The sequence below is a fragment of the Frateuria sp. genome, assembly GCF_035943815.1.
Lineage (GTDB): Bacteria > Pseudomonadota > Gammaproteobacteria > Xanthomonadales > Rhodanobacteraceae > Frateuria_A.
Genome location: NZ_DASZBU010000010.1, coordinates 1 through 15,841 on the forward strand (window position 1 = coordinate 1; position 15,841 = coordinate 15,841).

Annotated in this window: 17 protein-coding genes; 11 read left to right on the forward strand and 6 right to left on the reverse strand. The window is 68.5% G+C overall.

What is annotated here, in order from left to right:
• The first annotated feature begins 169 nt into the window (after nt 1–169).
• The 10 genes from VGU65_RS05935 (at nt 170) to hisIE (ending at nt 8,893) form a co-directional block, all read left to right on the forward strand.
• The gene (locus VGU65_RS05935) at nt 170–946 is read left to right on the forward strand and encodes a DUF418 domain-containing protein (RefSeq protein WP_327473770.1); all 777 of its coding nucleotides are present in this window, start codon (nt 170–172) and stop codon (nt 944–946) included.
• 383 nt (nt 947–1,329) lie between these two features.
• Nucleotides 1,330–1,662 carry a YerC/YecD family TrpR-related protein gene (locus tag VGU65_RS05940; RefSeq protein ID WP_327473772.1) on the forward strand — a complete coding sequence of 111 codons (333 nt, stop codon included), beginning with the start codon at nt 1,330–1,332 and terminating at the stop codon, nt 1,660–1,662.
• A gap of 26 nt (nt 1,663–1,688) precedes the next feature.
• On the forward strand, nt 1,689–2,555 hold the full coding sequence (hisG, locus tag VGU65_RS05945) for an ATP phosphoribosyltransferase (protein ID WP_327474100.1): 867 nt from the start codon (nt 1,689–1,691) through the stop codon (nt 2,553–2,555).
• Nucleotides 2,552–3,877 carry a histidinol dehydrogenase gene (hisD, locus tag VGU65_RS05950; protein ID WP_327473774.1) on the forward strand — a complete coding sequence of 442 codons (1,326 nt, stop codon included), beginning with the start codon at nt 2,552–2,554 and terminating at the stop codon, nt 3,875–3,877. Before hisG ends, hisD begins: the two co-directional genes overlap by 4 nt.
• Entirely contained in the window at nt 3,874–4,968 is a 1,095-nt protein-coding gene (gene hisC, locus VGU65_RS05955) for a histidinol-phosphate transaminase (protein ID WP_327473775.1), read from the forward strand. The genes hisD and hisC overlap by 4 nt, the downstream gene beginning before the upstream one ends.
• Entirely contained in the window at nt 4,965–6,026 is a 1,062-nt protein-coding gene (hisB, locus tag VGU65_RS05960; protein WP_327473776.1) for a bifunctional histidinol-phosphatase/imidazoleglycerol-phosphate dehydratase HisB, read from the forward strand. The genes hisC and hisB overlap by 4 nt, the downstream gene beginning before the upstream one ends.
• 59 nt (nt 6,027–6,085) lie before the next feature.
• A complete protein-coding gene (hisH, locus tag VGU65_RS05965; RefSeq protein WP_327473778.1) occupies nt 6,086–6,691 on the forward strand; it encodes an imidazole glycerol phosphate synthase subunit HisH in 606 nt (201 codons plus the stop codon).
• Nucleotides 6,688–7,455 (forward strand): 1-(5-phosphoribosyl)-5-[(5-phosphoribosylamino)methylideneamino]imidazole-4-carboxamide isomerase, encoded by a 768-nt coding sequence (locus VGU65_RS05970; protein ID WP_327473780.1) that lies wholly within the window; start codon nt 6,688–6,690, stop codon nt 7,453–7,455. The genes hisH and VGU65_RS05970 overlap by 4 nt, the downstream gene beginning before the upstream one ends.
• Nucleotides 7,449–8,240 carry an imidazole glycerol phosphate synthase subunit HisF gene (hisF, locus tag VGU65_RS05975; protein WP_327473782.1) on the forward strand — a complete coding sequence of 264 codons (792 nt, stop codon included), beginning with the start codon at nt 7,449–7,451 and terminating at the stop codon, nt 8,238–8,240. The genes VGU65_RS05970 and hisF overlap by 7 nt, the downstream gene beginning before the upstream one ends.
• On the forward strand, nt 8,237–8,893 hold the full coding sequence (hisIE, locus tag VGU65_RS05980; protein ID WP_327473784.1) for a bifunctional phosphoribosyl-AMP cyclohydrolase/phosphoribosyl-ATP diphosphatase HisIE: 657 nt from the start codon (nt 8,237–8,239) through the stop codon (nt 8,891–8,893). The genes hisF and hisIE overlap by 4 nt, the downstream gene beginning before the upstream one ends.
• Nucleotides 8,894–8,896: 3 nt before the next feature.
• On the opposite strand, the gene VGU65_RS05985 is transcribed toward hisIE, so the two are convergent.
• From VGU65_RS05985 to VGU65_RS06000, 4 genes are all read right to left on the reverse strand, one after another.
• Nucleotides 8,897–9,934: a C13 family peptidase gene (locus VGU65_RS05985; RefSeq protein WP_327473786.1), complete on the reverse strand. Its 1,038-nt coding sequence runs from the start codon at nt 9,932–9,934 to the stop codon at nt 8,897–8,899.
• Between the two features lie 8 nt (nt 9,935–9,942).
• The gene (mtnC, locus tag VGU65_RS05990; RefSeq protein ID WP_327473788.1) at nt 9,943–10,629 is read right to left on the reverse strand and encodes an acireductone synthase; all 687 of its coding nucleotides are present in this window, start codon (nt 10,627–10,629) and stop codon (nt 9,943–9,945) included.
• A 111-nt stretch (nt 10,630–10,740) separates the two neighbouring features.
• Entirely contained in the window at nt 10,741–11,295 is a 555-nt protein-coding gene (locus VGU65_RS05995; protein WP_327473790.1) for a 1,2-dihydroxy-3-keto-5-methylthiopentene dioxygenase, read from the reverse strand.
• Complete coding sequence (locus VGU65_RS06000; RefSeq protein WP_327473792.1) at nt 11,292–11,936, reverse strand: methylthioribulose 1-phosphate dehydratase; 645 nt, start codon at nt 11,934–11,936, stop codon at nt 11,292–11,294. Before VGU65_RS06000 ends, VGU65_RS05995 begins: the two co-directional genes overlap by 4 nt.
• Before the next feature lie 161 nt (nt 11,937–12,097).
• On the opposite strand from VGU65_RS06000, the gene VGU65_RS06005 reads away from it, so the two are divergent.
• Entirely contained in the window at nt 12,098–12,433 is a 336-nt protein-coding gene (locus VGU65_RS06005) for a high-potential iron-sulfur protein (protein WP_327473794.1), read from the forward strand.
• Between the two features lie 366 nt (nt 12,434–12,799).
• Here the strand turns inward: VGU65_RS06005 and VGU65_RS06010 are convergent, their stop codons facing one another.
• Nucleotides 12,800–14,251: an amino acid permease gene (locus tag VGU65_RS06010; RefSeq protein ID WP_327473796.1), complete on the reverse strand. Its 1,452-nt coding sequence runs from the start codon at nt 14,249–14,251 to the stop codon at nt 12,800–12,802.
• 76 nt (nt 14,252–14,327) lie between these two features.
• A complete protein-coding gene (locus VGU65_RS06015; protein WP_327473798.1) occupies nt 14,328–15,812 on the reverse strand; it encodes an amino acid permease in 1,485 nt (494 codons plus the stop codon).
• Nucleotides 15,813–15,841: the final 29 nt, after the last annotated feature.

Genomic DNA, 15,841 nt, shown 5'->3' on the forward strand with positions numbered 1-15,841 from the left:
ACGAGCAGGGCTCGACCTCGGGGCGTAAGACGGGCATGTTTATGCAGGTTCATCCGGGGCTCCTGGTGTGCTGGTTGGGTCGCACCTCCAGAATCCCGGGATCGCCCCGGGTGAACAACCTACTGAGAGATCACACCTAGCTGGACTTGTGGCACTGCCGTTTCTGTCTATGTCCGTCCAGAGCACAGCGTTCACCGCCGCAGGGCTACTCGCACTCTACGTCGTCATGCCGGCCCTGTCGCTACCGATTTCCTGGCCGTCTGCCGCCTGGTTGAACCATCACGTGCTTGAGGCCAACCGTGTTTATGCAACAGGCACGTACGGAAAAATCGTCCGTTTCAGCTGGGATGAGCTCCCCTACATCCTGCCGCTGCACGAGTACGTATTTCCACGCACCTTGGGGCTGTTCCTGGTGGGTATGCTGGCGTGGCGTGGCGGTGTTCTGAGGGATCCGCATCGGCACCGAGGTTTCCTACTAGCTGTCGCGAGCTTCGGACTGATAGCGGGGATGCTCACGGGCGCACCTGAGTGGCTGCAGGCCAATAACCCTTGGGCTTTGACCCCGGTGGAGTGGTCGTGCCTTGCGAACGCCTCAGGCATCTTCATGGGTTTGGGCTATGGCGCAGCGGTCATCGCGTTGGTCGAACTCACCGCTGCCAAGCGGGTGCTTCAAGCCTTCGCACCGCTTGGTCGCATGGCGTTTACCAATTACTTGCTCCAATCCGTGACCTTCACTGGGATCTTTTTCGGCTATGAACTGGGTTACTTCGGCAGGCTAGGCGCTGCAGAGGTCCTGGGCCTCGGTATCATTGTCTACACGTTCCAGATAGCTCTAAGTATCGTCTGGCTGCATCGATACCGGTTCGGCCCCATCGAGTGGCTGTGGCGCACGCTGATGTACGGGGTGCGCCAGCCGATGATCGCGTTAGCGCAGCACGGGCGGTAAAAAAGCGGAGCTGCGGCCTGGGCATATAGCGTTAGCTGACCGGAGATGCGCGGGTGTCTGCGTCTGGCCGGTAGCGGACTTAGCCTTGGGCGGCCACTGCCTGATCCGCACGAGGCTTTGTCTTGCACGGTCGCCTGTTGCCCCGCGAGCCAGGCAACGATCCGACGGCAGCCTAGGCGCAAGCCGACAGCAGAAGTCGGGTGCACCGATGGTCGGGGCGCCTACCGCTCTTGGCGCCCACGCCTGCGCCTACCGCAGCAGGCACCGGCCAGCCGCAACTGCCCAAGTAAGGTATCTCCCGAATCGTTCCAAGGCTTCGCGCAGTTGCGTGTTCGCAAACGCTGCTGTACCTTCGCACCTTCGTATTAGCGCATTAGTACGTTATGAAGCGACGAACGATCGACCCCGAAACCCCGAACGAGTCGGTGGAGCGCAGCCTATGCGAGGCGCTGCTGGCGCTGCGCGACGTGGACGAGATGCAGGCGTTCCTGCACGACCTGTGCACGCCGGCGGAGCTGGAGGCGCTGGTGGACCGCTGGCGCGTGGTGCCGTACCTGCAGGAGGAGCTGCCTTACCGGGAGATCCACGAGCGCACGGGGGTAAGCATCACCACCATCGGTCGGGTCGCGCGCTTCCTCAACCAGGGCAACGGCGGCTACCTCGCGGCGGCAGCGCGCGCGGCGCGCAAGCGCAAACTCGCGAGGGTGTCGCCGTGAGGCCGCGCGACCGCTTGCGCATCGCCATGCAGAAGTCCGGCCGGCTCACCGAGCCCGCTCAGGATCTGCTTACGCGCTGCGGGTTCACCTTCCGGCAGAGCCGCGACAAGCTGTTCTGCTTCGGCGAGGGCGAGCCGGTGGACCTTCTGCTGGTGCGCGACGACGACATCCCCGGGCTGATCGCGCAGGGCGTGTGCGATTTAGGAATAGTCGGGCGCAACGTGCTCAACGAATACCAGCTCACCTGCGGGGGCGATGACCAGCTCACGCTGGCCGAATGGCGCTCGCTGGGCTTCGGCCGCTGCCGGCTGTCGCTGGCGGTGCCGCAAGAGCTGGACTATGCCGGTCCGGCCGACCTGGCCGGGCGGCGCATCGCCACGTCCTATCCGGGCCTGCTCGGCCAGTGGCTGCGCGAGCGCGGCGTCGACGCGGGCGTGGTGACGCTGGCCGGTTCGGTGGAGATCGCGCCCCGGCTGGGCACGGCCGACGCCATCTGCGACCTGGTGCAGAGCGGTGGCACGCTGGCGGCCAACCAGTTGCGCGAAACGGACGTGGTGCTGCAGAGCGAGGCGCTGCTGGTCGGGCCGCAGGTGTTGCCGGCGGACGAGCGCGGCGACCTGGTCGAACTGCTGCTCAAGCGCATCGACGGCGTGATCCAGGCGCGCGAATCACGCCTGCTGTTGTTGCAGGCGGCGCGTGGCTCGCTGGAGGCGATCACCCGCCTCTTGCCGGGCGGGCCGCAGCCGACCCTGCTGCCGCTGGCCGGCCAGCCGGACCAGGTGTTGCTGCAGGCGCTGTGCGCCGGCGAGGTGGGCTGGCGCCAACTGGAAGAGATCAAGAAGGCCGGCGCGCGCGAGATGTTCGTGTTGCCGGTGGAGAGGATGCTGGCATGAGGCGGCTGGACTGGAACGGCCTGGACGAGCGCGGCCGCGCCGACGCACTCGCGCGTCCGGAGCAGGTGCGCGCGGACGATCTGCGCGAGGGCGTGCAGCGGATCCTCGCCGCCGTGCGGACGCACGGTGACGATGCGCTCTTCCGCTTCACCAATGCCTACGACCGTGTCCAGCTGGAAAGCCTGGAGGTGACGGCGGCCGAGATCGACGAGGCGCAGGCCGCGCTCGACCCGGCGCTGAAGGCGGCTATCCGCGAGGCGGCGGCGCGCATCGAGACGTTCCACCGCGCCGCCGCTCCCGGGCCGGTGGCGGTCGATACCGCGCCCGGCGTGCGGGTGGAGCGCGTGCAGCGGCCGATCGGCCGGGTCGGCTTGTATGTGCCCGCCGGCAGCGCGCCGCTGCCCTCGACCGCGCTGATGCTGGGCGTGCCTGCGCGCATCGCGGGCTGCCCGCAGATCGTGCTGTGCTCGCCGGCGCGGGCGGACGGCCGCTGCGATCCGGCGGTGCTCTACGCCGCGCGCGTGGTCGGCGCCCACCGGGTGTTCAAGCTCGGCGGCGCGCAGGCGATCGCCGCCATGGCCTACGGCACCGCCAGCGTGCCCCGTTGCGACAAGCTGTTCGGCCCCGGCAATGCCTGGGCGACCGAGGCGAAGCTGCAGGTGTCGATCGATCCGCAGGGCGCGGCGATCGACATGCCGGCCGGCCCGTCGGAAGTGCTGGTGATCGCCGATGCGCAGGCCCGGCCGGATTTCGTGGCGGCCGACCTGCTGTCGCAGGCCGAGCATGGGCCGGATTCGCAGGTGTTGCTGGTCAGCCCGTCGGCCGTGCTGCTGGATGTGGTGGCGAGCGAGATCGAACGGCAGTGTGCGGCCTTGCCCCGCGCCGCCATCGCACGCGAAGCGCTTTCGCACAGCCGGCTGATCGAGGTGGGTTCGCTGGACGAGGCGCTGGCGGTGAGCAACCGCTACGCGCCCGAGCACCTGATCCTCCAGGTCGCCGAGCCGCGCGCCTGGCTCGACCACGTGCAGAGCGCCGGCTCGGTGTTCCTGGGTGCGTGGACGCCCGAATCCGTGGGCGACTACTCCAGCGGCAGCAACCATGTGCTGCCGACCTACGGTTACGCGCGCAGCTACAGCGGCCTGTCGGTGGCGAGCTTCCAGAAGCAGATCAGCGTGCAGCAACTGACCCCCGCCGGGCTGCAGGCGATCGGCCCTTGCACGGCCACGCTCGCCGCGGCCGAGCAACTGGAGGCGCACCGCCGGGCGGTGACCCTGCGCCTGGCCGCGCTGCAGCCGATGGATGCAAAGGTGCCGGTCGCATGAGCGTGATCGAACTCGCCCGCGCGGAGATCCGCGCGCTGGTGCCGTATTCCTCCGCGCGCATGGAGGCGGCCGGCGGTGACGTGCTGCTCAACGCCAACGAGTCGCCCTGGGCGCCGTTCGGCGACGAGGAGCTGGATTGCCACCGCTATCCCGATCCGCAACCGGCGGCTCTGCTCGAACAGCTGGCTGCGCTCTACGGCGTGCGCGCCGGGCAGGTGCTGGTCGGTCGCGGAAGCGACGAGGCGATCGACCTGCTGGTACGCGCCTTCTGCCGTGCCGGCCAGGATGCGATCCTGGTGCAGCCGCCGACGTTCGGCATGTACGCGGTGTGCGCGCGCATCCAGCACGCGGCGGTGGTCGAGGTGCCGCTGGCTGACGGCTTTGCGCTGGACGTCGATGCGGTCCTGGCGGCGCTCACCCCCACGGTGAAGCTGGTTTTCGTCTGTGCGCCGAACAACCCGTCCGGCGCCGGCGTGGCGCTGGAGCAGGTGGAGCGTCTGGCCCGGCAGCTGGCCGGGCGTGCGCTGCTGGTGGTGGACGAGGCCTACGCGGAGTTTGCCGACGGAGTCAGCGCGGCGACGCTGCTCGACCGCTACGAACACCTGGTCGTGCTGCGCACGCTGTCGAAGGCCTGGGCCCTGGCCGGGGCGCGCATCGGTTGCCTGCTTGCCGATCCTGCCGTGGTGGCGCTGTTGCGGCGCATCCTGCCGCCGTATCCGGTACCGCGGCCCTGCCTCGCGGCGGCGTTGCGGGCCTTGTCGGCGGCGGGGCAGGCGGCGGCGCGTGCGCGTATCGATACCGTCCGCGTCGAGCGCTCGCGCATGGCCGGAGCGCTGCGCGGCCTGCCCGGCGTGCGCGCCGTGCTGCCGTCGCAGGCGAATTTCCTGGCCGTGCGCTTCGACGATGCCGACGGCGCATTCCGCCGCCTGCTCGGCGCGGGCATCGTGGTGCGCGACGTACGCCGTTACGCGGGACTGCACGATGCCTTGCGCATCACCATGGGCACGCCGGCGCAGAACGACCGGGTACTCGCCGTGCTAGCCGAGCCTGTGACGGGAGGGCCGCGGCTTTCCAAGGATGCGCCCGCATGAGCCGCAAGATCCTATTCGTCGACCGGGACGGTTGCCTGATCGTCGAGCCGCCGGACGAGCAGATCGACAGCTACGACAAGCTCGACCTGGTGCCCGGCGTGATCGGCGCGCTGCAGCGCTGCATGGCGGCCGGTTACGAGCTGGTGATGGTCACCAATCAAGATGGGCTGGGCACGCCGAGTTTTCCCGAGGAAGCCTTCCGCGGACCGCAGGATCTGCTGCTGCGCATCCTCGCCTCGCAGGGCATCGTGTTCGGCGAGGTGCTGGTCGACCGCAGCTTCGCCCACGAAGGCCTGAACACGCGCAAGCCAGGCGTGGGTCTGTTGCGCCATTACCTGGCCGACGACGGCTGGAGCCGAGCCGCCTCGGCGGTGGTCGGCGACCGCGAAAGCGACCTGCAGCTGGCCGCCAACCTGGGCGTGCGCGGCTTCCGCCTGGGGACTGGACTGGATTGGGCCGGCGTCGCGCATCGGCTGCTCGATACGCCGCGCCTGGGCACGGTGGCTCGGCGCACGCGCGAGACCTCGATCGAGGTGGCCGTGGATCTCGATTGTTCGGCCGAATCGCGGGTACGGACGGGGCTGGGTTTCTTCGACCACATGCTCGACCAGCTGGGCAAGCACGGCGGCTTCGCGCTGACGCTCGGCTGCGAAGGCGACATCGGGGTGGACGAGCACCACACCGTGGAGGACTGCGCGCTCGCGCTCGGGCAGGCCCTGCGCCAGGCGCTGGGCGACAAGCGCGGCATCGGCCGCTACGGCTTCACCTTGCCGATGGACGAGTCCCTGGCCAGCGCCGCGCTGGATCTGTCGGGGCGGCCGTGCTTCGTGTTCGAGGGCCGCTTCCCGCGCGAACACGTCGGTGGTCTGCCTACCGAGCTGGTGCCGCATTTCTTCCGGTCGCTGTGCGAAACCCTGGGCGCCAATCTGCACCTGTCGGTGCGCGGCGAGAATGCCCACCACATGGTCGAAGCCTGCTTCAAGGTGGTCGCCCGCGCATTGCGCCAGGCACTGCGGCGCGAGGGCAGCGAGCTGCCCAGCACCAAGGGGGCGCTGTGATGTCCGCGGCAACCGCTTTTCCCGCACTGTCGCCGGGAAGGCGTGGTAGCGGGGATAACGTGTGCCACCGCGCATCTTCGGTCGTGCTGGTCGACGCCGGCGGCACCAACATCGGCTCGGTCCGTTATGCGCTGCAGCGCTTGGGCGTGGACGCGCCGCTCACCGCCGATCCGGACGCCATCCGCAGCGCGGGCAAGGTAATCCTGCCCGGTGTCGGCGCCGCGGGCCCGGCCATGGCGCGGCTGCGCGAACTGGGCCTGGTGGAGCTGTTGCGCGGACTGAGGCAGCCGGTGCTCGGCGTCTGCCTGGGGATGCAATTGCTATGCAGCCATTCGGACGAGGGCGACGTGGACTGCCTGGGTTTGATTGCCGCTCCCGTGCGGCGGATGACGTCCGGGCCGGGATTGCGTGTTCCGCACATGGGCTGGAACCGGCTGCGTGCGCTCGGGACGCATCCCTTGCTCGCGGGCATCGCCCCCGACGCGCAGGCCTACTTCGTGCACGGCTATGCGGTGCCGGTGGGCGACTACACCCTGGCCTCGGCCGATCACGGCCAGCCGTTCTCGGCCGTCATCGCGCAGGGCAACTTCTTCGGCATGCAGTTCCATCCGGAACGCTCGGCTGCGGTGGGCGCCCGCCTGCTGCACAACTTCCTCGCGCTATGAACATCGACATCATCCCCGCCATTGACCTGCGCGCCGGCCGGGTCGTGCGCCTGGCCCAGGGCGACTACGCGCGCCAGACCACCTACGCCAACGATCCGCTGGCGCTCGCCGAGACCTATGCGGCGGACGGGGCGCGATGGCTGCACCTGGTCGACCTGGACGGCGCCAAGGCCGGCGGCCTTGCCAACCTCGCGGTCATCGAGGCCATCGCGCGCACCGGCCTGAACGTGCAGGCGGGCGGCGGCGTGCGCGGCATCGGCGACGTGCACCGACTGTTCGATGCCGGGGTGCGGCGCGTGGTGCTGGGCAGCGTGGCGATCCGCGAGCCGGTGCGTGTGGCGGGCTGGCTGGAACGCCATGGCGGCGAGCGCTTCACCATCGCGCTGGATACGCGCTGGGTCGAGGACCGCTGGACCTTGCCCAGCGCCGGCTGGACGCAGCCGGAAACGCGCACGCTCGACGATCTGGCGCCCTGGTATGCGGCGCACGGCGCCCGCCACCTGCTGTGCACCGACATCGACCGCGACGGCATGCTGGCCGGCTTCAACCTGGCGCTCTACCGCCACCTTGCGGTCATCGCGCCCACGCTGACCGTGCAGGCGTCCGGTGGTGTGCGTTCGGTGGACGACATTCGCGCCGCAAAGGCTGCCGGCGCGCATGGAGTGATCCTCGGGCGAGGTCTGCTGGAGGGCCGCTTCACGCTGCGCGAGGCGTTGGCGCTTCAAGGTCCGTTCGTGCAAGCGGGGGAGGAAGCCGGATGCTGAGCCGCCGCATCATCCCCTGTCTGGACGTACGCGATGGCCAGGTGGTCAAGGGCGTGCGTTTCCGCGACCACGCGGTGGTCGGCGGCATCGTCGAGCTGGCGTTGCGATACCGCGACGCAGGGGCCGACGAATTGGTGTTCTACGACATCACCGCCAGCCCGGAAGGGCGCACGGTCGACCGCGGCTGGGTCGAGCGGGTGGCGCGGGTGATCGACATTCCGTTCTGCGTGGCCGGCGGCATCCGCAGCGTGGAGGAGGCGCGCGCCGTGCTCCATGCCGGGGCCGACAAGGTCTCGATCAACTCGCCGGCACTGCAACGGCCGGCATTGATCGGCGAGCTGGCGGAAGCCTTCGGCGTGCAATGCGTGGTCGTGGGCATCGACTCGCTCCGCGATGCCGACGGGGAGTGGCGCGTGCGTCAGTACACCGGCGATCCCTCGCGCACGCAGGCGCTGGCAAGGCGCACGCTGGACTGGATCGTCGAAGCGCAGCGCCTGGGTTCAGGGGAGATCGTGCTCAACTGCATGGGCAGCGACGGTGTGCGCCAGGGCTACGACATCGCGCAACTGACGCAGGCACGCGCGCTGTGCGAAGTACCCCTGGTCGCCTCCGGCGGCGCCGGTGCGCGCGAGCATTTCCGCGACGTCTTCGTCGAGGCCGATGTGGACGGGGCGCTGGCGGCGAGCGTGTTCCACACGGGGGCCATGGAGGTGCCGGCGCTCAAGCAGTGGCTGGCAGGGCAAGGTGTGGCGGTGCGCATCCCGTCCGCGGTGGAGGCGGCATGAATCTGGGCGGCGAAGCGAACGTGGATTTTGCCAAGGGCGATGGCCTGGTGCCGGCGATCGTGCAGCACTGGCTCACCGGCGAGGTGTTGATGCTCGGCTACATGGATGCCGATGCACTCGCGGCGACCCGCGCCAGCGGATGCGTCACCTTCCACAGCCGCAGCAAGCGGCGCCTGTGGACCAAGGGCGAAAGCTCGGGGAACGTGCTCAGGCTCAAGGCGCTGCACGTCGATTGCGATGCCGACACGCTGCTGGTGCTCGCCGAGCCTGCAGGCCCGACCTGCCACCGGGGCACGCGCAGCTGCTTCGGCGATACGGTGCGGCCGCCGGGTGGTTTCCTGGCCGAGCTCGATGCGCTGGTCGCGCGGCGCGCCCGGGAGCGCCCGGCCGGAAGCTACACCACGCAGTTGCTGGAAAGCGGTGTGCGCCGGATGGCGCAGAAGGTGGGCGAGGAAGGCGTGGAAACCGCGCTGGCAGCCGTCGCCCAGGATGATGCCGCGCTGCTCGGGGAGGCGGCGGATCTGGTCTATCACCTGATCGTGCTGCTGCGCTCGCGCGGCCTGGGCTGGGAACAGGTGGCGCGTGTGTTGGCCGAGCGCCATCCGCCTGATGCGCAGGGCGCCGCGCCTGCCGGTGCTGCCCAGGCACCGTAGCCGTTACCGCACGGCCGCCGCCTTGTTCTGCAGGGCGATGGCCGCCGTGCCCGGCTCGAAGGGCACCGCCGGACCGGGCCGGATGCCGGCCTGCCATTTCGAAAGCTGGCCTGCGATGCCCGCGCCGATGTCGATCTGGGGTTCCGAGGCGAGCAGGCGGTCCTGCCGCTCCCATGTCGCGACTTCGCCGGAGGCCTGTCTGAAGGCGGCAATGAAATCGCTCGTGTGGTTGAGCGCGTCGATCAGCCATGCGCGGCCGAAGTAGGTGGCGGCCGAATCGTTGCCGCAGCCGAACGAGCTGCGATCACTGCGCGCCGCGGTGATCACCAGGGTGCCGGCGCCATGCAGCGAGGGCACGAACCCGCCCGAATAGCAGGCATTGACCACCACGACCTTCCACTTGAACGGCCGCGTCTTGAGGATGGAACCCAGGTCGTCCGCACCGATCTGGTCCAGTGGCAGCGGGTCCATGTCCACCAGCAGGTTGTGGTCCTCGCTGCCGTGGCTGGTGAGGTAGAGCAGCAGGATGTCCTGTTGCGGATCCATCGCCCGGGCCAGGCCATCCAGCGCGTGCTCCAGGTTGCTCCAGGTGGCGAGCGGGCGGGTGGCGAGCGTATCGGGATTGTTCTCCAGCACCAGCGCGTGGGCGCTGGGGCCGAAGCGGCGGGTGAACAGCCGCGCAGCGTACTCGGCCTCGTTGCGGAACACGTCCTCGCCGCCGTCGCCGGCAAAGGCCACCAGGTAAAGGTTCGGCTTGCCGGGTACACGCGGCCCCAGTCGTGCGAGGGCCTGGTCCAGCCGCTGCGATTGCGCGTAGATCACCTGCTCGGGCGTGGGGGCCTGTTCGGGCCAGTTGTCGCCGCCGGGCGCAGCTTCGGCTTCGGCATCGTCCGGCGGTGGCAGAGCGCTCGCTGGAGCGACCGGTTGCACCACCGACGCCTGCGCACCAGGCACGGCGGCTGGCTGCAGCCGGTCCCGCACCAGGAGCATCACCACGATGCCGGCGGCGAAGGCGAGCAGGGCAATCAGTGCGGTACGCATCGCGGTCGTCAGATCCGGATCGTGTCGAAGCCGGCATGCACGGGATGTCGCGGCTGCGCGGGCATCGCCTGTGGCGGGCGCACCAGCCATCCGGTCTGCAGGCCTGCCGCCCGCGCGGCGTCCAGCTCCTCGACGATGTCGGAAAGGAACAGGATATGTTCCGGCCGTTCGCCCACTGCTTCGGCAATCCTGGCGTACGAAGCGGTTTCGCGCTTGGGGCCGGTTTCGGTGTCGAAGTAGCCGGCGAACAGCGGCGTCAGGTCGCCCGCTTCGCTGTAGCGGAAGAACAGCCGCTGCGCGGGCACCGAGCCGGAGGAGTAGACGTACAGGCGCAAACCGTCGGCACGCCAGTCGTGCAGCCGGGCGGCGACCTCCGGATAGACGTGCGCCTGGTATTCGCCGGCCTCATAGCCCTCCCGCCAGACCATGCCCTGCAGCGCCTTGAGCGCGGTGGACTTGCGGTCCTGGTCGATCCAGCCCAGCAGCAGCTCGATGATCTCCTGGCGGGTGGCCTCGATGATGCCCGCTTCCTTGGCCGCCTCGTGCAGCCAGTGCTGCACTTCGGGCCGGTCCGCATGCGTTTCGACGAACGCGGGCAGGCGCTTGCGCGCATAGGGGAACAGCACGTCCTTGACGAAGCTGATCGAGCTGGTGGTGCCTTCGATGTCGGTGACGATGGCGCGGATGGTGGTCATGGGCGTCATGTGCGTTGGGGAAGCGCCAGCATAGCCGCAGCGCCGGCGGGCGCGCGTGGATCGGCGGACTTCAAGCTCTTATTGCAGCAGCGGCTTCCTTGTCCAGCCCCCTCAGCGCGCCGAGGGTTCCATCCGCGGGAAGCGCTCGGCGATGTCCGTACCGGTGAAGTTGGCGACCCAGCCTTCCTTGTTGGTGAAAAGGCGGATGGCGACGAAATAGGGGGACTCGCTCATGTCGAACCAATGGGGCGTGCCGTCCGGCACGCCGATCAGGTCGCCCGCTTCGCACAGCACGTCGTAGACCCTGCCGCGCAGGTGCAGGGTGAACTGGCCGCTGCCGGCGACGAAGAAGCGCACCTCGTCCTCGCTGTGGGTGTGCTCGCTCAGGAATTTCCGCCGCAGCGCCGCGCGGTCCGGGTGATCGGGCGCGAGGCTGATCACGTCGACGGACTGGTAGCCCTCCTCGCGCATCAGCCGGTCGATGTCGGCACGGTAGGCGGCGATGACGTCCTCCTGGCTGGCGCCGGGGGCAATGGGGGCGCCTGCCTCCCATTGCTCGAAGCGGACGCCGGCGTCGCCGAGCTCGCGGGCGATGTCTTCCAGCCGGGTATACACGCCCACGGGTTGGTCCGGATGGGTTTCGTCGTAGATGCGCAGGCGGCTCATGCGGACAGTCTCCTGAGGTCGAGCTCGCAACCGAGCAGGAATTCGAGCGCTTCGAGGTGACGACGTGCCTGCGCCATGTCGGCGCCCCAGGCATAGATGCCGTGGCCGTCGATCAGGTAGGCGTGCAGCGGCTTGCCGGCGTCGAGCCAGGCGTCGACCTGGGCGACGAGCTCGGGCATGTGCTGGGTGTTGGGGAACACCGGGATCTCGAGCACGCTCTCGTGCGTGGTGTAGCCGGTGATCGCCTTCTGCAGTTCCCAGCCTTCCAGCACGACGCGCCCGGCGCGGGCGAACAGCCGCGAGGCCACGCTCTGCGTGCGCGAATGCGTGTGCAGTACGGCCTGGGCAGCCGGCATGCGGCGGTAGAGCTGGGTATGCAATTCGGTTTCGGCGCTGGGGCGGGCGCGGGTGCCGACCGGGTGCCCGGCCATGTCCACCAGCATGATGTCCTCGCGCCCGAGCTTGCCCTTGTCGCGACCGGAGATGGTGACCGCGGCAAGCTCGTCATCGATGCGCATCGAGAAATTGCTGCTGGTGGCCGGTGTCCAGCCCAGCGCGGACAGTTCGCGCGCGGCGTCGGCGATGGCGTCCGCGCACAGGGCGAAGCGGGCCGGATCGACGGAGGAGGGAAGTTCCTGCATGGGGATTTGGACGTCCAAACGGTGGGCGACTATAGCACGCGGTTTCGTGCTTCCCGCGGCAAATGCGAGTCGTTCTCGCAAGTCAGGTTTCATTGACGCCGCGAGCGTACCATCGGCCAGGGCTGTCGCGTTCGCGGCGGCGAAACAACGGAGGTTCATCCATGTCGCAAGAGAAAGATCTCCAGTCGCGCAGGCGTTTCCTCAAGGTGGCGGCCGGTACCGCAGCGGCCGCAGCAGTGGCAGGGAGTTTGCCGCGCTTCGCGCGCGCGGCGGACCTGCCGCACGTGGCCGAATCCGACCCGACGGCCAAGGCGCTCGACTACGTCGAGGACGCCAGCAAGTCGAAGAATCCGAAGCACAAGGCCGGCGATGTCTGCGCCAATTGCCAGTTCTATTCCGGCACCGGCACGGCCGGCTACGGCCCCTGCCAGTTGTTCCCCGGCAAGTCGGTGAACGCCAAGGGCTGGTGCGTGTCGCATACGCCCAAGAAGGCCTAAGGACTCACGCATCGCGTCGGCGCGCAGCGTGCGCGCCGAGGTGTGGTGTGCGGGGGGAGAGAGGGCCGGAAGGCCGGTTCCAAAAGTGCTGCCCAGACGCGTCAGGCTGAGGAGCTGACCCGCCTGACGCGCCGGGCGGCGATCCGGGGCCCACTGCCAAGTGATCAACCCTCGGACTTCGAATGATACTCCGCAGCGAGCGGTTGGGGCGATCGGCGACCGGATTTTTCTCTTAAAACTTCCGTTAAGCTTATTGGAATCAACGGTTTAGCAATAAAACTTGGCCGGAATTCGACAATCTCGGTTTCGCAAGTTTTTTGTTAAATAACCGAACTCCCGCGTTCGCCTGCGAACTTCGGTCAACGCTCAGGGCCTGCCGATTCCTGGATTGCGCAGCTGGCTGTGCCGCCGGCCGTAGCCGAAGTAGATGGCCAGGCCGATCACGGTCCAGATGCCCAGCATCAGCCACTGGTACCAGTTCTCCCAGTACAGCAGCGCCAGGCAGCTCAGCACGCCGAGCACGCAGGTCAGCGGTGCCCAGGGCACGCGGAAGGTGCGCGGCAGCTCGGGCTGGGTCCGTCGCAGGATCAGCACGCCGGCGCACACGGCGACGAACGCGATCAGCGTGCCCATCGAAACCAGGTCGCCCAAGATGTCGAGCGGGAATACGGCGGCCAGCGCGGCGATGCCCAGGCCGGTGATGACGGTGTTGATGTGCGGCGTGCGATAGCGGGGGTGGATCCGCGCGAACACCGGCGGCAGCAGGCCGTCGCGGCCCATGATCATGAAGATGCGCGGCTGCGCGATGATCATCACCAGCACCACCGAAGACAGCCCGATCAACGCGCCGATCTCGACCAGCCAGCGCAGCCATTCCAGTTCCGCATGGGCCTTGACCGCCGTGACCACCGGCTCGGCCGTGCCGAGCAGGTTGAAGGGCAGCAGGCCGGTGATCACCGCCGCCATGCCGACGTAGAGCACGGTGCAGATGGCCAGCGATGCAAGCGTCGCGATGGGTAGGTCGCGTTGCGGGTTCTTCGCTTCCTGGGCTGCGGTGGAGGTCGCCTCGAAGCCGATGTAGGCGAAGAACACCAGGGTCGACGCACGCATGATGCCGGACCAGCCGTATTTTTCCGGCCCTTCGTTGGCGGGGATGAACGGGTGCCAGAGCTCGGGATTCACGTACTTCCAGCCGGCCACAATCACCACCACGATCAGGCCGACCTTGAGCAGCACCATGGCCACGTTGGCGCCGCTGGACTCGCGGATGCCGACATAGCAAAGCCAGGTCAACGCCAGCACGATCGCCACGGCCGGCAGGTTGAACAGCGCACCGGTCGCGACCAGGTGGCCGCTCTGGTATGCCAGCGGCGCATTGGTGAGGGCCGGCGGCAGGTGGATGCCGATGTGGTCGAGCAGGCTCACGAAGTAGCCGGTCCAGCTCACCGCCACGGCCGAGGCCGACACGCCGTACTCGAGCACCATGTTCCAGCCGATGAACCAGGCCACCAACTCGCCGAGGGTCGCATAGGCGTAGGAATAGGAGCTGCCCGACATCGGGATCAGCGTGGCGAACTCGGCATAGCACAGCGCCGTGAAGCTGCAACAGATGGCGGCGATGACGAAGGCCAGGATCACCGCGGGACCGGCATGCTCGGCCGCCGCCTGGCCGGTGATCACGAAGATGCCGCCGCCGATGACCGCGCCGATGCCCAGTGCCGTCAGTCCCCAGGGGCCGAGCGTGCGGCGCAGGGTCGGGCCATGGGCATCGTCGGCGCTGGAAAAATCGGTCTTGCAGGCAAGCAACTGCTTCAGCATGGACGTTCCGGACATGAAGCCGGCACGGTTCTCACCGTGCCGGCAGGGTTTCACTTAGGGTGCGCGACGCAAGGCGTCAGGCCGGTTCGGTACCGTTGGCAAGGTGGCTCTTGCGATAGCCGTAGAGGTAATAGACCACCAGGCCGACCGCCGCCCAGCCAAAGAACACGTACATGGTGACCTTCGACAGGTTCAGGAACAGCAGCAGGCAGCCGAAGACCGCGAGCGGGCAGACGACCCAGGCGAACGGGGTGCGAAACGAACGCGGCCGCTGGGGCTGCTTGACGCGCAGGATGAGCACGCCCAGCGCCACCATCATGAACGCGAACAGCGTGCCCGAATTGGTCACGTCCGCCAGTGCGCCCACCGGGAACAGCGCGCCGAACAGCGACACGAAGCCGCCGGTGATCAGCGTGATCACGTGCGGGGTGTGGTAGCGCGGGTGGATCTTGGCCAGCGAGCTGGGCAGCAGGCCGTCGCGGGCCATGGTGAAGAAGATGCGGGTCTGGCCGTAGGTCATCGTCAGGATGACCGAGGGCAGCGCGAGGCTGGCCGCGGCGCCGATGAAGTTGCCCCACCACGGGTGGTCGAGCAGGCGTACCGCATGGGCCAGGGCTTCCTTGCTGCAGACCAGCGCCTGCGAGGCTTGGCACGCGGCGGCCATCGCCGGCGTGCCCGGCTGGATCGCCGAACCGTCCGGGGCGACCACCGGCTGCGCGCCGACGGCGCCGATCGCGCCGTAGCTGACCAGCAGGTAGTAGACCGTGCACACGCCGAGTGCGCCCAGCAGGCCGATCGGGATGTTGCGGTTGGGATTCTTGGTTTCCTCCGCCGCTGTGGAAATCGCGTCGAAGCCCACGTAGGCGAAGAAGATCGAGGCCGCGGCGCCCAGCACGCCGATGCCGCCCATCGGGCTACCCCAGCCGTTGGGGGTGAAGGGCTGGAAGTTGGCGTCCTGCACGCGCGGCAGCGCGATGACGATGAACACGGTGAGCGCGATGACCTTGACCAGCACGAGCACGGCGTTGACCTTCGCCGACTTGCTGGTGCCCACCACCAGCAGCCAGGTGATGACCAGGCCGATCAGGCAGGCGAACAGGTTGAAGCCGCCGCCGTCCAGCGGGCCCGCTCGCAGGAACATCGGCAGCCCTAGGCCGCGGCTTGCCAGCAGGCCGTTGAAGTAGCCGGCCCAGCCCACGCATACGGTGCTGGCGGCGATGGTGTACTCCAGCACCAGCGCCCAGCCGACGACCCAGGCGAGCCCTTCGCCCATCACGCCGTAGGTGTAGGTGTAGGCCGATCCGGCGACCGGCACCATGGAGGCGAGCTCCGCGTAGGCCAGGGCGGCCAGGCCGCAGACCACGGCCGCGATGATGAAGGAGATCATCATGCCGGGGCCGGCCTTCTGGCCCGCTTCGGCGGTCAGCACGAAGATGCCGGTGCCGATGATTGCGCCGATGCCCAGCATGGTGAGCTGGAACGGGCCGAGCTGGCGGACGAGGGATTTCTTTTCGGCGGTGGCGAGAATCTGGTCGAGCGGCTTGACGCGCTTGAAAAGCATGGATGGTTTCCCCGTAGGACAGGCGGCGT

Coding starts and splice junctions, on each gene's coding strand:
- VGU65_RS05970 (WP_327473780.1), top strand. CDS start 6,688: ATGAACATCGACATCATCCCCGCCATTGACCTGCGCGCCGGCCGGGTC.
- hisIE (WP_327473784.1), top strand. CDS start 8,237: ATGAATCTGGGCGGCGAAGCGAACGTGGATTTTGCCAAGGGCGATGGC.
- VGU65_RS06015 (WP_327473798.1), bottom strand. CDS start 15,812: ATGCTTTTCAAGCGCGTCAAGCCGCTCGACCAGATTCTCGCCACCGCC.
- VGU65_RS05985 (WP_327473786.1), bottom strand. CDS start 9,934: ATGCGTACCGCACTGATTGCCCTGCTCGCCTTCGCCGCCGGCATCGTG.
- VGU65_RS05940 (WP_327473772.1), top strand. CDS start 1,330: ATGAAGCGACGAACGATCGACCCCGAAACCCCGAACGAGTCGGTGGAG.
- VGU65_RS06010 (WP_327473796.1), bottom strand. CDS start 14,251: ATGCTGAAGCAGTTGCTTGCCTGCAAGACCGATTTTTCCAGCGCCGAC.
- VGU65_RS05935 (WP_327473770.1), top strand. CDS start 170: ATGTCCGTCCAGAGCACAGCGTTCACCGCCGCAGGGCTACTCGCACTC.
- mtnC (WP_327473788.1), bottom strand. CDS start 10,629: ATGACCACCATCCGCGCCATCGTCACCGACATCGAAGGCACCACCAGC.
- hisC (WP_327473775.1), top strand. CDS start 3,874: ATGAGCGTGATCGAACTCGCCCGCGCGGAGATCCGCGCGCTGGTGCCG.
- VGU65_RS06000 (WP_327473792.1), bottom strand. CDS start 11,936: ATGCAGGAACTTCCCTCCTCCGTCGATCCGGCCCGCTTCGCCCTGTGC.
- VGU65_RS05995 (WP_327473790.1), bottom strand. CDS start 11,295: ATGAGCCGCCTGCGCATCTACGACGAAACCCATCCGGACCAACCCGTG.
- VGU65_RS06005 (WP_327473794.1), top strand. CDS start 12,098: ATGTCGCAAGAGAAAGATCTCCAGTCGCGCAGGCGTTTCCTCAAGGTG.
- hisD (WP_327473774.1), top strand. CDS start 2,552: ATGAGGCGGCTGGACTGGAACGGCCTGGACGAGCGCGGCCGCGCCGAC.
- hisG (WP_327474100.1), top strand. CDS start 1,689: ATGCAGAAGTCCGGCCGGCTCACCGAGCCCGCTCAGGATCTGCTTACG.
- hisF (WP_327473782.1), top strand. CDS start 7,449: ATGCTGAGCCGCCGCATCATCCCCTGTCTGGACGTACGCGATGGCCAG.
- hisB (WP_327473776.1), top strand. CDS start 4,965: ATGAGCCGCAAGATCCTATTCGTCGACCGGGACGGTTGCCTGATCGTC.